This window comes from Symmachiella macrocystis, assembly GCF_007860075.1.
In the GTDB taxonomy this organism is placed as follows: Bacteria; Planctomycetota; Planctomycetia; order Planctomycetales; family Planctomycetaceae; genus Symmachiella; species Symmachiella macrocystis.
This window is the reverse complement of record NZ_SJPP01000002.1, coordinates 957686-972018: the sequence shown is the minus strand read 5'-3', so window position 1 is coordinate 972018 and position 14333 is coordinate 957686. Positions and strand designations below refer to the sequence as shown.

The window sequence follows — 14333 nt, the reverse complement described above, 5'->3', positions numbered from 1 at the left end:
GGCTATCGGAAATGGCTAAACGGCCGCGTTGCGTTCCAGGGACTCGACCACGCGCGAAAACTCGGCATCGCTGCGGCTAAGTAATTGCAGCAATCGGGCGAGCGTTAAGACGGCGTCGCAGGTGGGAGAGGATTCCCGGAACCAGTAGCGCCCCGACGTAGCGCTGCCGCCGTAGACCGCTGAATTGTCGGTCATGGTGCGTGACATCGACTCGGACGTTGCGTTGCAGGCAATCGCGCCGGGGACTTGTGCGGCAACGGATTCCTCCTCAACAACCGGTTCCCCGGGATGTTGCGTTTGCATATAGCGGAGGAGCAAGCGGGTGATGTCGAGCGGCGCTATGATTTCGCCCCGTTCGTCCAAAACATGGCAGGTGCGGGCATCGTCTTCGATGAGCAAGCCCAGGTGCGCGCGGTGTAATCGGACTTCGTCGGCGAGCAATTCATAGTCGGCATCCCCGGCCGCCAGCGGACCGCGTTGCCGTAGCGATGTCTTGGTGAAGAACAATTCGCAGGGGAGTTTTTCAAAGGTGCGGGTGAGCAGGTCTCCGACCAAGTCGCTACAGCAACCGCAGACGACTTTTAGTGGTCGCAGCGCGTGAAAATGTTTTCCCAGTGCGGCTTCGTAAGGGAGGGCCGCATGAAACGCACGCAGTTGTCCGGCTTGACGGCTCGGTCGCGGGTTGGGACCGTCGGCCAATTGTTCGATCTCGTTTAACTTCGTCCCGGTAGAGATGGGGACGGCGCCGGCGGCTTCAAACTCCAATCCGGTCCAGACAGGGCTGCAGCCTGCTCCGGTGACGAAGACGCCCGCAGTGGCTTGCATGTGATTGACGGCAAATGAAAAACAGGGCCGCGTTACTTGGCCGACGTCGATCACGCGGCAGCTCATTGTTCGCAGGGCGCGCACCACGCCGACAGCAATATCGGGCGAACTGGGCCGCTCGTCGAATCCCACCACCACCATCGGTCCGAGTCTCACCGAAGAGATGTCCATCGGTGCGTGCAGACCTTCGCGGGCTTTGAGCGGTGAGCTGCGCCACAACAATCCCGCCAACCCCGCCGCATAGGCCGCCGCGCGTTCGCGGTTGAGTTCGTTTAAGTAAATTCCGCGAACCCCTTCGTCGGTGAGCAAGCTGGCACGTTGGACGCGGTTTTCCGTTTCTTTGAGATGTACGACGGTTCGCGGCGGGATTTGTCCCGTATCGTGACGATGCACGCATTCGCGACAAGCGGGATAAAACGCCGACAGCCGCGCCAGATGCACCGATTGTGAAATCAATCCCCGTTCGCCGGGGCATTGGTATTTCGTGGTTGGCTCGGTTGTGGGCATCGGAGTCGCTGTCTTATAGTCTGGGATACTGCTGGGAACGCCAGGAACTGTAGGCGAAACGAAAATCAGCGGTCAAGAAGGATTTTTCACCGAGAGGGAATTGTCACAGCAATATGTCCAACGCACACCGCATGCATCTCAAAGGTCCGTGGCAATATCGCTTGCATGATAGCGACAGCGAATCGAACGTGCCGGCCGTTGAAGGCCGCATTAAATTGCCGGCCAGTTGGCAAGATTGTTTCGCCGATTATCGGGGAGGAGTCCGGTACGAACGTCATTTCAATTGCCCGACCAACCTCGATCCGCACGAGCGGGTGTATGTGATTTTTGAAGAAATCGGCGGGGATGCGGTCGTCCACTTGAATGACACGCAGTTGGGCACAGCGGGGGGCGGCCCAGCGGGGCCGTTTGAGTTTGAAATCAAATCGCTGTTGCAGCCGCGAAATTTATTGACCGTCGACGTGACCTTCCATGGTGGGAACGAACAACCGGGGGGCTTGTGGGCTGCGGTGGCCTTGGAAATCCGTGGTGGGTGATCGATTGACCCAGTGTGTTGGCCGACGGTCGGTTTCGCGATTTGCGAAATCTTGTGTGTGGCCTTCAGCTATCGCAATCTATGTCGACCCATTTCCCAGGGCTAGGGTGTGAATTGGCCGTTGGCCAAAAAAAATGCGTCTGACGAACCATGCTGGCCGGTGAGTTAGGCGGCTGCTTCGATGGATTGATTTTGCTCGGTGTGCGCGAAGTAACCAATGGCGATTGGGGCGTCTTGATTGTCGTGTGCCGGGCGGGTCAGTTCGATGCGGGCGCCGTGCGGGAAGACAGCGGCGACTTTGATACGGACTTCGTCGCCGTCGACCGTTTCGCATTCAATTTGCGGCGAGACGGGCAGGGGGGGGCAAAAGGTGAGGTGCACGTTGGCACGGTTTTGTCCTGCGGCGAATTTGGCGATCGTTACCCCTTCTACGGTGACGCTCCCATCGTCGGCGTCGCTACGTGTCATCCATTGTGAAACTTCAGGGGCGTGCCACGGCATTTCTTCGTTCTCCGTTTCGATGGGGCCTGCGGTGGAAATCGTTCCTGCGAGTCGTGCTTCGAGTTGGGTATCGATGTCGTTGTCGGCGACGATAGGTTCGGTTTTGGTGTCCAGGATTTTGGGGACGGCTACTTCACGGGTGTTTTGCTGTCGGTGTCGAAACGTTGTTTCCAACGCGAACACTGTGACCACGCTCACGCAGACGACGGTGGCTGAGAACCACCAGGCGCTGGCGGCACTATCGGGGATCACGATCAGCAGCACCATGAGAGGAAAGAGTGTTAGAAACGCCGGTAAGGCGCCCCACAACCAGTGCTCGCCGCGAAAATCGAGTTGATGGAACAACGCATTAGAGCCGAGCCCTACGACCGTTAACAGCACGGCTGTCGCGCAGACCACTGCAGTGGGGGGGCCGGCGGAAAATGCGCCGGCTAACCAGCGGGCGAAGACGGTTAAGGCAATCAAATTGAGCCCGCACCAGAACGTGCCAGCCACGGCTGACTTCCAAGTCAGCCATCGCTCGCGTCCGTCGATCAACTGTCCGATAAACGCGCCCATCCCTCGCCTCCGTGGTTGTGGATGTGGAAGTTGTCAAACGCGGCAACTGGCCGTTGTGCTGGCCAGAATTCAATTGGGTACTGCTTCAGCACTGATCCTATCAGTCGCTTGATTTGCACTGGCGGGCAAGCCGCCAGTGGCACCCTCTTTCAACAAACTCTTATGCGCTCGCGGCGCTCTTTAGGTCAGCGGCTTTGTTGGTGGCTTCCCAGGTGAAGTCAGGATCGTTGCGTCCGAAGTGTCCGCCGGCGGCTGTTTTGCGGAAGATCGGTCGTCGCAGGTCGAGGTATTCAATGATGCCTTTGGGGGTGAGCGGAAAGAGTTCGCGAACAGCGGCGACAATTTTTTCCTCAGGCACAGTGTTGGTTCCGCCGGTTTCGACATGCACGCTGACCGGATCGGCGACGCCGATGGCGTAGGCCAATTGCACTTCGCACTCTTTGGCCAAACCGGCTGCGACCACATTTTTGGCGACGTGCCGTGCCATATAGGCGGCGCTGCGGTCGACCTTGGTGGAGTCTTTTCCGCTGAACGCGCCACCACCGTGTCGTCCCCAACCGCCGTAGGTGTCGACGATGATTTTGCGGCCCGTCAATCCGGTATCGCCGTGCGGCCCGCCGACTACGAAACGTCCGGTCGGGTTGATGTGGTATTGCGGCGTTTTTTCCATCAACTCCGCCGGGATTTCCTTGGCGATGATTTCGGAAATGACGAAGTCGCTGATTTCATTTTGTTCGACGCTGTCGGCATGTTGCGTGGAAACGACCACTGCGCTGCAGCGGACCGGGCGGCTGCCGTCGTATTCGATTGTGACTTGGCTTTTGCTATCGGGCCGCAACCAATCCACGGTTCCGTCGTTGCGGGCCTGGGTGAGGCGATTCAAAATTCGGTGTGACAGCGCGATGGGCAGCGGCATCAATTCGGGGGTTTGATCGCAGGCGTAGCCGAACATCAACCCTTGGTCGCCGGCTCCGTCGCGGTCCACGCCTTGGGCAATGTCGCCGCTTTGGCTGTGCAGTGCCAAGAAGATCCGGCACGATTCCGCATCGAAGCCAATGTCGGTGTCGGTATAGCCAATATCGCGGCAGACGTTGCGGACGATTTCTTCGTGGTGAATGTTCGCATTGGAGGTCACTTCGCCCGACAGGACGACTAAGTCGGTCGTGCAGAGTGTTTCGCAAGCCACGCGCGAAGCGGGATCCTGCTCGAGCAGGGCGTCCAGGATGCCGTCGGAGATTTGGTCGGAGACTTTGTCCGGGTGTCCGTTGCTGACCGATTCACTGGTAAATAAGTAGTTGGCCATGCGGCACTCCGTAACAAAAAGCGTTGTGGTGAATTATTTGGGGGAAGTGGGAAAGTTCAGTGACCGAGTCGAGCATTGCTCAATCAAGCCGAATTGGAGCCACTGATTATCAATGAACTGACCCGCGGATCGTTTTCTTGTCTGAGCCAACGTATCGTCAGATATCGAGGGCATAGAAAGTTGGCCGATTGTAGGGAACTTTTGCAATGGCAACAACTGACCCTGGTGAAAGGGGGACTGGTGATAAGGGGAATTAAGCTGCCCGCTTGCCGGATGAGGCTTCGCAGGATGCCGTTTTCGGCAAGACCTGGGATATCAAAGCAACGGTTCGGGCGGTGGCTCCTTGTTGGGCTAAGACCAATTGTTGAGCGCGGCGACCCATCTCCAGTCGCGTGGAACTGGATTGCAGCAGCGCTTGGATGCGCGTCGTCAATTCTTCTGCATTGTGGACAACCGCAGCGGCGTCGTTTTTCAGCAAAATCTCCACAACATCACGGAAATTGCGAGTGTTGGGGCCGAACAGGACCGCTGCCCCGTAGCCGGCCGGTTCGATCATGTTTTGCCCGCCGCGTTTGGTCAGGCTGCCGCCGACGAAGGCAATATCGGCCAAGCCCCAACAAGCGGAAAGCTCGCCCAGTGTGTCTAATAAAAGTACCGGAGGCCCGTTGGCGGAATCGCCGCCAGTCGAATCGCCACTGGTTACAGTACTGCGGCGAGTCAACGCGAAGCCTTGCGATTGGACCAAGCGGGCGACCTCTTCGAATCGTTCCTTGTGTCGTGGAACCAGGATCAACCGCAGCTTGGGAACGCTCTTGCGAATTTCCCGATAGGCTGCCAAGGCATAGTCCTCTTCGGGCGATTGGGTGCTTCCGGCGATAAACATCGGTGCGTCGTTGGCAATCGCAAAGGCGCGGCGGATTTCGGTGGTTTGGGGATTGTGGCGATCGGTTTCGACGGCATCGAATTTGATGGAGCCGGTCACGTGCACGCGTTCAGGCGGCGCACCGAGTGCACGCATCCGCTGGGCATAGATTTCGTTTTGAATGGCAAATGTGTGTACGCTTTCCAGGAGACCCCGCACGAGGTAACGAAAGCGGGTATAGCCGCGGAAACTGCTTGCGCTCAAGCGGCCGTTGATCAAAATTACCGGGACGTTTGTGCGATCGGTTTCCAGAATCAAATTCGGCCAAATTTCCAATTCGACCAACACCACTGCCACAGGGCGGAGTCGTCGGATGGCCCGTCGGACAGACCAGGTGAAATCGAATGGAAAGTAGCAGACCGTGTCGTCGGGGAATGACTTGTCAGCGACGTCGCGGCCGGTGACGGTTGTTGTGGTGATCACGAAGTGGTAATCGGGAAGTTGCTCGCGCAGAGCGGCGACGACCGGGCGGAGTTGCATGACTTCGCCCACACTGACGGCATGCAGCCACAGACAGGGCTTGTTGTCCTTGGGTTGGGGCACGCAGCCCAACAAGCGTTCATTCCAGCCGACGCAGTATTTGCCTTGAGTCAGCATCCGCCACAGGACGATGGGCGAGATGATGACCAGCATCGTCAAATACGTGAGATTCAGCGACCAACTTTTCAGGTGATTCAGCAGCCAACCTGGCACGGGGCATCCTTTCCCGATGGTGGAGCGAATTGATTGTTTGGCAAATCTCCCCGGGAAAGCCGAGGAGGGGGAGCCGTTTGTTATTTGTGCATGCAACAGTTTTTGAATTTTTTGCCGCTGCCACAGGGGCAGGGTTCATTGCGGCCGACACGTTTTCCGTGGTTGCGAATTGGTTCGATGGCTGTTTGTTCCGAGCCGGCATTTTGGCCGGGACTGGTGTCCGCCTCCGGTGTGGGGGCCGACTCATGAACCGTCGAAGAGACCTTCCACAGTGAGCCGAGGAATTCCGGATTCGCCTCTTCCAACCGAAAAATGGCGTCCGTCACGCGGTCGGCGACGCTGGTCCACATGGTTTCAAAGGCCCGCATACCTTGTTTTTTGTACTCGACTTTGGGGTCCTTCTGGGCATAACTTTGCAGTCCGATGCCCGACCGCAAGTGGTCCATGTAGTACAGATGGTCTTTCCAAGCGGTGTCGAGCACTTCCAAAATCAGCGCTCGTTCGGCTTGGCTGAGTTCGGGGCGATATCGTTCGTCGATTTTGCCTTGTACGTCCCGGCGGGCATCGCTGCGCGGCAGAGTTTGTAATTGCGAGGCGTCGAGTTCCGCATGCAGTTTTTCCTGCGTCCACTGTGAGAGTTTCTCCAGTGGTTGGATATTTTCCGGCGGATGATCGGGAGCGTCATCGTCGTCGCCGTATGCTTCCTTGAGAATTTCGTCCGCTTCTTCGAGCAATTCGCCGTTGCGATAAAATCCGCGGCTGGCGGTGTTGAGGACCTCGACGACTTCGTCCCGGGATTTGCTCTTGATGTCTTCAAAGTCGAGCTTCGACTCGAACCGTTCGTTGGCCCAACTGATCAAGCCTTCGCGGTCGGGGCGGTCGTTCGATCCGCGTCCGGCGAGGAATTTGTTGATTCCCAGGGTGACGGGGAAGTTGATTTCTTTTTCGTGGTAGAGCGTTTCTAGTTTTTCTAGAATCACGTCGATTGCGTCGGGAATCTCGATCTCTTTGAACGTTTCGGGATCCATACGCAGGCTGAACCGATGTTCCAGCCAGCCCGCCAGTGAGCGTTGGCTCCAATCATCGGAGAGAAAATCCTTCAGCGGCGTGAGGTCGAATCGTTCGATGGCCTCATGGGCCCGTTTGAGTAGATATTCGAACAGGTCATCGCGGCCGACCTTGCGCAATTCGCGGTCGTTGGTATTCAATCCATAACGGGCATTGGCCCATTTGGAAATTGTCAGCCAGTTCCATTCCCGTTTGTCTTCAGCATCGTCGGGCAGGTTCTCTTCGATTTGATCTTGAATGAGTACTTCCGATTGCCGTTGGGCTTGATCGGTCACGTAGCTTTCGAAATCATCCAAGTTCATCTGTTTGACGTCGCGGAAGTCGAGATCGACGCCCAACTCCTGACCGGCCCAGACCACAGCGGTTTGGTGTCCGTAGGCGGGGTCAAGAATTTCTGCTGTCATGCTGCGGACTTGGTCGGCGACCATCTCCATGATCAGTTCGCGGCAATTTCCCCCGTCGAGGATATGTTGGCGATATCCATAGACGCGTTTGCGTTGCTCGTCCATGACTTCGTCATATTCGAGCAGGTTTTTACGCACTTCGAAGTTGTATTCTTCGCGTTTTTTCTGAGCGCCTTCGACTCGCTTGCTGACCATGCGGCTCTCGATGGCTTCGCCTTCTTGCATCCCTAAACGGGTCAAAATGTCCTTGACCCAATCGCCGGCGAAGATCCGCATCAGATCGTCTTCCAACGACAGGAAAAAGCGGCTCGACCCGCGGTCCCCTTGGCGACCGCTCCGTCCGCGTAACTGCAGGTCAATCCGCCGGGCTTCGTGGCGTTCGGTGCCGATCACGTGCAGGCCGCCCAATTCGGAGACCTTCTTGCCCTCATCGGCCATGCCTTCGCGTTGGGCGATTTCCTTGGCGACCTCTTCAAATTCCGCTTTTGGAACATCTAGTCGTGACTCATATTTGTGCTTGAGCACTTCCCAGGCCATCGCCTCGGAGTTTCCTCCCAGGATGATGTCCGTTCCACGACCGGCCATGTTGGTGGCGATTGTCACGCCGCTGAGACGACCCGCCTGGGCGATGATGTCCGCTTCACGACCGTGTTGTTTGGCGTTGAGGACTTCGTGCTTCACGCCATATTTGCCGAGCTGCCTGCTGAGGAGTTCTGACTTCTCGATCGAGGTTGTGCCGACCAGAATCGGTCGTCCCGTCTGGTGCACTTCGCGGATTTCCTCGCCGATGGCGTGGTATTTTTCCTGATCGGTGCGGTAGATCATATCGGGCGAATTGATCCGCTGCATGGGGCGGTTCGTCGGAATCGCCACGACATCCAGCTTGTAGATTTTCCAGAATTCGCCCGCTTCGGTCATGGCCGTTCCGGTCATGCCGCCGAGTTTGTCGTATAGCTTGAAAAAGTTTTGCAGCGTGATCGTGGCCAACGTCTGGTTTTCTTCCTTGATCTTCACCCCTTCTTTGGCTTCGACCGCTTGGTGCAGACCGTCGCTCCAGTTCCGTCCCGGCATCAGGCGCCCGGTGAACTCGTCGACGATGACCACTTCGTCTTCCTGCACCACGTAATTCGTGTCCCGTTTGTACAGGAAGTGTGCCTTGAGCGCGTTGTCGATCAAGTGCGGCCATTCCATATTGCCGGTCGTGTAAAAGCTTTCGACGCCGGCTAATTCTTCAGCCTTGCGAACTCCCTCGTCGGTCAGATGCGCCGAGTGTTCTTTTTCCTTGACCTCAAAGTGCTCACCCTTTTTCAATTGAGCGGCGATGCGGTTGGCTTTGGCGTATTTGGTGACGTCGTCATAAGCCGGGCCGGAGATGATCAACGGCGTCCGGGCTTCGTCGATCAAAATGTTGTCGACTTCGTCAATCACGGCGAATTGCAGCGGGCCTTGCACCTGCAGCTTCTTCGTCGGTTTCATGTTATCGCGGAGGTAGTCGAAGCCAAATTCGTTGTTGGTTCCGTAGGTGATATCACAGGCATAGGCGGGTTGCCGTTCGTGCGGGTCCATGCCCCCTTGGATGGCGCTGACGGTCAGTCCGAGTCCTTGGTACAACGGCGCCATCCATTCCATGTCGCGCAGCGCCAGGTAATCGTTGACGGTGATCACGTGGACGTGACCGGCGACCGCGTTGAGCGAAACCGCCAATGTTGCCACGAGCGTTTTTCCTTCACCAGTGACCATTTCGGCGATGTTGCCGTTGTGCAGAACGTAACCGCCGATCATCTGGACGTCGTAGTGCCGCATCTTCAGGATGCGGATGCCCACTTCGCGGACACGGGCGAACATCTCGGGCAACAGATCATCGAGTGTTTCTCCCGTCGCCATCCGTGCGCGGAAGTCGATCGCCGTTTGCCGGAGTTGCTCGTCAGACAATTTTTGGACTTCTGGTTCCAGACTGTTGATCGTGTCCAACAAGGAACCAGGGACGATCGTGGTTTCCTCGCCGCGGCGGTCAAAGCCGAGTCGACGCATTTGTCGATCGTTGGAGGAACCAAATAGCCGGGTATATAAACCCAGGAACCATCCGATGAAGCTACTGACGGACTCACCGATTTTGTCTAAAAATTCCATAGCTCTGCCTATCAAGCCGCGTTGACGCGACCCCCGTGTCTCGGAAAGTGCGAGCAAACCCATCGCGCTGCCAGCGCGAACAAATCACGCCGGGAAACGCTAAATTCTTGTAAATTCTCTGCAGCGCGAAGTTTATATCTTGCCGCTCGCAGGGTCAATGCCGTCACTGGCGGCCAAAATTCGCCGTGATGCTGTCCGGCAGGAACATTGGATTTTGAAACGCGGATCCCTAGAATGATAGGCACTTGGGAAGCATCTCAAAACGTGGCCCTGGCCCATGGCAGAGGGCCTTTAAGTACTCGTTCCCTCCAGGGCACCGACATGTCTGAAGCGGAAAAATACCAAACCGGCGACGCTCCCGGTCCTCATACGCACGCTGAAGAAGTCATCATCAGTAGCGATACCCACCGCGAAAACCGCGTTCCCCCCGGCCAAACCCGCACGCGCAAATGGCCCGTTTTGCATTACGGCCGTGTGCCGCACGTCGAATTGGACACTTGGGAGCTAACCATCGATGGCCTGGTTGACCAGCCGTTGAAGTTTTCGTGGAGCGAATTTGGAGAGTTGCCCCGCGCGCAGGTTTTCTCCGATTTTCATTGCGTGACCACCTGGTCCCGGCTGGGGAATCTGTGGGATGGGGTTGCCGTACGGGAACTGCTGGAACGCGCCGGAGTGCAATCGGCGGCGCGATATGTGGTCGCGCACGGTTACGACGACGGTTGGACGACAAACATGCCGCTGGCCGATTTTCTCTCGCCCGACGCGATTTTCGCCGACCGGCACGACGGCCAACCGCTCAGTGCCGATCACGGTGGGCCGCTGCGTTTGGTGGTTCCGTTATTATATGCCTGGAAAAGTGCCAAATGGCTAAAGCGGATTGAACTGGTCGCCGAAGACCGTCCCGGATTGTGGGAGCAAGCGGGCTATCACAACCACGGCGACCCGTGGACTGAAGAACGTTTCGGCGGCTAAATCACTGTTATCCAATATTTCAAAGTCAATTTTGAACCCCCCAATGGAGCGATCCCATGACTGTGCAACCGATTCCTGATGGCTATCACACAGCGACCCCTTACATGATCGTCGACGGCGCCGGTGAGGCGATCGCATTCTACGAGAAGGCGTTCGGTGCAACGGAGTTAATGCGGATGCCCGGCCCGGATGGAAAGATTGGGCATGCCGAAATTCAGATCGGAGATTCACGGATCATGATGTCCGATGAGTACCCCGACATGGGATTTCGCGGTCCGAAGTCTTTGGGGGGAGCGGGAATCAACATGATGCTGTACGTCGAGGATTGCGACACGCTGTTCGCCCAAGCCCTCGCCGCCGGCGGCAAGGAACTCCGTCCGTTAGCGGATCAATTCTACGGCGACCGCAGCGGCACATTAGAAGACCCCTTCGGGCATGTCTGGACGGTCTCGACACACAAGGAAGACCTGACGATGGAGGAGGTGGCGGCGCGGATGCCGGATGGGGATTAGTTTCGCGGTGGGGATCGTGATCAGTGGTAGCAGCGATTGCGAAGCAATCGGTGTGCCGCAGGCACAGGGCGGTGCAATTCGGCGGTCCTTTGAGTCAGAACCGTCGAGATTCAGGCAAGTACAAATTGCGGCTTCTTACTGGCTGCGCCGGTCCCGATTGCGTTGCAATCGCGGCTACCTGGTTGTTTTTCCTTACGACCTCAGGAAACTGAGATGGCATTTCCTGGCGGCGACGTGTTACGATGTGACCATGATCCAATCCAACTCCCCTATCCCCGAACTGACCGACGAACAACAGCAGGCCCTGAAAGAGGGGAATGGAGTTGTCCAGGGAGAATCGTATCTTCTCATGCGACACGATGTTTTGTTGGATTGGTTCGGCTACACACCTGACCAACTGCGCGTTGAACTGCAGCCGGCTATCGAGCAGGCTGATCGGGGTGAATTGGAGGAGTGGAATCTTCAAGAATTCCTCAAGGATGTACGCCGTCCGGGCGATGCGAAATCGGAGTAATGGCTCGACTCTTCATCACGCCACAAGCAAAAATCGACTTGGGCGACATTTGGTCGTACATTGCTCAAGACAATCCCGCCGCAGCCGATGAACTTCTCGGGCAGATTGACACCGCGTTTGGCCTTATCGCTGCGACACCGGATATCGGTTTTCGACTCGACATGATCCGTCCGGGCATCCGCTGCAAGCCCGTGAAGCGGAACTACTTGATCTTCTATGATCACCGAGAGGAGACGGTCCGCATTCTTCGGATTCTGCATGCAGCGCGAAATTACGAGGATATGCTTTGATGCTTGCATGGTTCGACCGCGCAGCAATCGGTGTTCCGCAGGCACAGGACGCCGCAATTCGGCGGTACTCTGAGTGAGAACCGTCGAGATTCAGGCAACGCACAAATTGCGGCTTCTTGCCGACTGCGCCGGCCCCGATTGCGTTGCAATCGCGGCTACTCGGCGGTTTTTCGTAAACTCAGCCTCTCCGCACCCGTTGGTCACACTCGATTGCCGGTACTCGTCCCATTCGTACAATGCAACCACTTCATGGGCAGATTTGAACTAAGCAACGATTCAATGCCTTAGTCGTGCTCCTTCAGCCAAGCATGGACGGTCTCAACTTGTTTACGAATTTCGGTTTTCCTGTAATCGCTTCGATCCCTCCACTTCTGTTCTATGATCTCGATAAAAGCCCTATTTCCACGGCGAGCATTCTTGTAATCGGCTCCCTGATTCAAGAGGTATAGGACGACCTCAAAATCGTTTTGCGCCGCTGCCTGTGCAATTGGATGGCGCCCCACACTATCAGTCTTATCGATGTCGACACCGTGTTCGACTAGCAACCTTACGTTCTCAAGTGAGCTGTTACTGATCGCATAACGAAATGGTGTGCCAGAACGAAATCGATCATCAATCATAATTTCTAAGTTGGGATCCGCGCCTAAATCTAGGGCGGTCTTCAGCCAATACGTGCCGTCTTTTAGCGCCGCTAAGTGTGTCGCACATCGGTTTCCACTCGTGATAATGTCCGGATCAGCGCCGTGCTCCAAGAGTGCCTTGAAACTATCTCGTTTTTCTAGGTCTATTGCGACAATCAAGGGTGTGCTCCCATCCCAACTACGAGCGTCAAGTGATCCACCCGCGTCGGAGTACGCCTTAATCGCGACAGGGTCGTTTTGTTCGACAGCCGTCCAAATATTCACACCTCCCGCAGTAGCGCCGCAGCCGATAATCATCGAAGTCATTATGGACAAGAATCCAGATATGAATCGCATTATCTTCAGGCTTTTGACTGAAATTCTATGGCTAAATGGTTCGCTGCGACCTCCACGTCCGATTCCTCAACGCTCGTCGTTGATACCGGCGTTTTGGGCATGGCTCGCTGTGTACGACCGCAAGCGGTCGGTTTTGGATTTTAGTCGGCGGCCGGTGGGTGGATGACGTTGGCCAGTTGGGTGGCCATGGTTTTTACTGTCTCCGCTTGCTTGGGGTTGCCGGCGAGGTTGATTGTTTCTCGTGGGTCTTCTACGTGATCGTACAGTTCCCGTGCGGTGACTTTTCCGGTGTTGAAGTCTCGCCATTCGGTGTAGCGGTACCGGTTGTTGCGGACGGAGTAGCCCATGATTTTGGGGGGCTTGCCGCGGGTGTAGGCAGGGCGGGGGTGTTGGGTGTAGGTGGCTGGTTTGACGGTAGTTGCTGTGCCGTCGAGCAGTGGTTTGAGGCTTATGCCTTCCAGGTTGTTGGGAGCTGGGAGTTCGCACAGTTGGGCTAGGGTGGGATACAGGTCCAACAATTCGACTAAAGCCTCGGTGCGCTCGCCGGCGGTTTTTTGCTCGGGCAAGGAGATGATCAGCGGCACGTGGGCGTCGAGTTCGAAGTTGGAGGTCTTGCCCCATAGGTCGTGTTCGCCCAGATGAAAACCGTGGTCGGACCAAAACACGACGATCGTTTTTTCGCGCAGTCCCAAACGGTCCAATTCGTCGAGCACCTTGCCGATTTGCGCATCGACATAACTGATGGCTGCATAATAACCGTGTCGCAACTTGCGGGTTTGTTCATCCTTCACGGCGCTGTCGAATCCTCGCAGCAATTCGCGGCCATCGTGCATGGCAATCGCCGGGACGTCACGGGGGGCGTCGGGGTTGATCGGCAGCGAAATGTCGCTGAAGTCGTACATGTCCCAGTATTTTTTGGGTGGATTGAACGGCAGATGGGGTTTCCAGAAACCGACGGCGAGGAAAAAGGGTTCGTCTTTCAGTTCCTGCAGCGCTTCGACCGCTAGATTGGCGACACGGCCGTCGAAGTAAGCTTCGTCGGGAACGTCGCGGTTCTCGGCGCGAGGGACGCCGGCCGTATCGGGGGGGAGGTCCCCTTCGACCTTTGCCTTGTCCATACCGTGCGACGCATAGTGCATGACCGCTGGAACGCTCCAAGAATCGGGGTCACCTTTGTAGTCATCCTGCCGCCAATTGTGAAAAATTTTGCCGACGTCCCGCGCGTGGTAGCCGTTGTTTTTAAACAGCTGCGGCAACGTGACGATGTCGGGATGGTTTTGGCGGAAATGCGTGGGCAGGTCGGTCACTTGCAGCGTATCGGGCCGCAACCCGGTCAGCAGTGATGCCCGCGAGGGATTGCAGAGCGCCTGTTGGCAATAGGCCCGTTCGAACAGCAAGCCGCGTTGTGCCAACCGGTCAATGTTGGGCGATTTCACGGGAGCATTGCCGTAACAGCCCAGTTCGACACGCATGTCATCGACGGCGATGAAGAGCACGTTTGGGCGATCGCGGGGCGCATCCGCGGCAAGTACAACCTCGGTGAAGGTCAATACTAGTAGCATGGAGACCAAGGATGTTAACCAATTGCGACATGTGTGCATGATCGAGTCTGCTCCGTTCTT

Annotated in this window: 12 protein-coding genes; 5 read left to right on the top strand and 7 right to left on the bottom strand. The window is 56.6% G+C overall.

Going from position 1 to position 14333, the window contains the following annotated elements; genetic code table 11:
* Nucleotides 1-15 precede the first annotated feature (15 nt).
* Nucleotides 16-1332 carry a hypothetical protein gene (locus tag CA54_RS21790; RefSeq protein WP_146373077.1) on the bottom strand — a complete coding sequence of 439 codons (1317 nt, stop codon included), beginning with the start codon at nt 1330-1332 and terminating at the stop codon, nt 16-18.
* A gap of 113 nt (nt 1333-1445) precedes the next feature.
* Here CA54_RS21790 and CA54_RS21785 point away from each other — a divergent pair, with 113 nt between their 5' ends.
* The gene (locus CA54_RS21785) at nt 1446-1868 is read left to right on the top strand and encodes a hypothetical protein (protein WP_146373076.1); all 423 of its coding nucleotides are present in this window, start codon (nt 1446-1448) and stop codon (nt 1866-1868) included.
* Nucleotides 1869-2032: 164 nt separating this feature from the next.
* Here the strand turns inward: CA54_RS21785 and CA54_RS21780 are convergent, their stop codons facing one another.
* The 4 genes from CA54_RS21780 to secA form a co-directional block, all read right to left on the bottom strand.
* Nucleotides 2033-2926, bottom strand: coding sequence for a hypothetical protein (locus tag CA54_RS21780; RefSeq protein WP_146373075.1), 894 nt, complete (start codon nt 2924-2926; stop codon nt 2033-2035).
* Between the two features lie 160 nt (nt 2927-3086).
* Nucleotides 3087-4229, bottom strand: coding sequence for a methionine adenosyltransferase (gene metK / locus CA54_RS21775; RefSeq protein ID WP_146373074.1), 1143 nt, complete (start codon nt 4227-4229; stop codon nt 3087-3089).
* Nucleotides 4230-4482: 253 nt separating this feature from the next.
* Nucleotides 4483-5844: a 3-deoxy-D-manno-octulosonic acid transferase gene (locus CA54_RS21770; RefSeq protein WP_231963156.1), complete on the bottom strand. Its 1362-nt coding sequence runs from the start codon at nt 5842-5844 to the stop codon at nt 4483-4485.
* Between the two features lie 80 nt (nt 5845-5924).
* A complete protein-coding gene (gene secA / locus CA54_RS21765) occupies nt 5925-9446 on the bottom strand; it encodes a preprotein translocase subunit SecA (protein ID WP_146373073.1) in 3522 nt (1173 codons plus the stop codon).
* 321 nt (nt 9447-9767) lie between these two features.
* Here secA and CA54_RS21760 point away from each other — a divergent pair, with 321 nt between their 5' ends.
* The 4 genes from CA54_RS21760 to CA54_RS21745 all read left to right on the top strand — a co-directional run bounded on the left by CA54_RS21760 (nt 9768) and on the right by CA54_RS21745 (nt 11734).
* Entirely contained in the window at nt 9768-10418 is a 651-nt protein-coding gene (locus CA54_RS21760; RefSeq protein WP_146373072.1) for a sulfite oxidase-like oxidoreductase, read from the top strand.
* Between the two features lie 56 nt (nt 10419-10474).
* Complete coding sequence (locus CA54_RS21755) at nt 10475-10930, top strand: VOC family protein (RefSeq protein WP_146373071.1); 456 nt, start codon at nt 10475-10477, stop codon at nt 10928-10930.
* 250 nt (nt 10931-11180) lie between these two features.
* Nucleotides 11181-11444, top strand: a complete 264-nt coding sequence (locus tag CA54_RS21750; protein ID WP_146373070.1) for a hypothetical protein — start codon at nt 11181-11183, stop codon at nt 11442-11444.
* Nucleotides 11444-11734 carry a type II toxin-antitoxin system RelE/ParE family toxin gene (locus CA54_RS21745; protein WP_146373069.1) on the top strand — a complete coding sequence of 97 codons (291 nt, stop codon included), beginning with the start codon at nt 11444-11446 and terminating at the stop codon, nt 11732-11734. The genes CA54_RS21750 and CA54_RS21745 overlap by 1 nt, the downstream gene beginning before the upstream one ends.
* 284 nt (nt 11735-12018) lie before the next feature.
* On the opposite strand, the gene CA54_RS21740 is transcribed toward CA54_RS21745, so the two are convergent.
* Nucleotides 12019-12681, bottom strand: a complete 663-nt coding sequence (locus tag CA54_RS21740) for an ankyrin repeat domain-containing protein (protein WP_197532701.1) — start codon at nt 12679-12681, stop codon at nt 12019-12021.
* Between the two features lie 170 nt (nt 12682-12851).
* The gene (locus CA54_RS21735) at nt 12852-14312 is read right to left on the bottom strand and encodes a sulfatase (RefSeq protein WP_197532700.1); all 1461 of its coding nucleotides are present in this window, start codon (nt 14310-14312) and stop codon (nt 12852-12854) included.
* Nucleotides 14313-14333 lie beyond the last annotated feature (21 nt).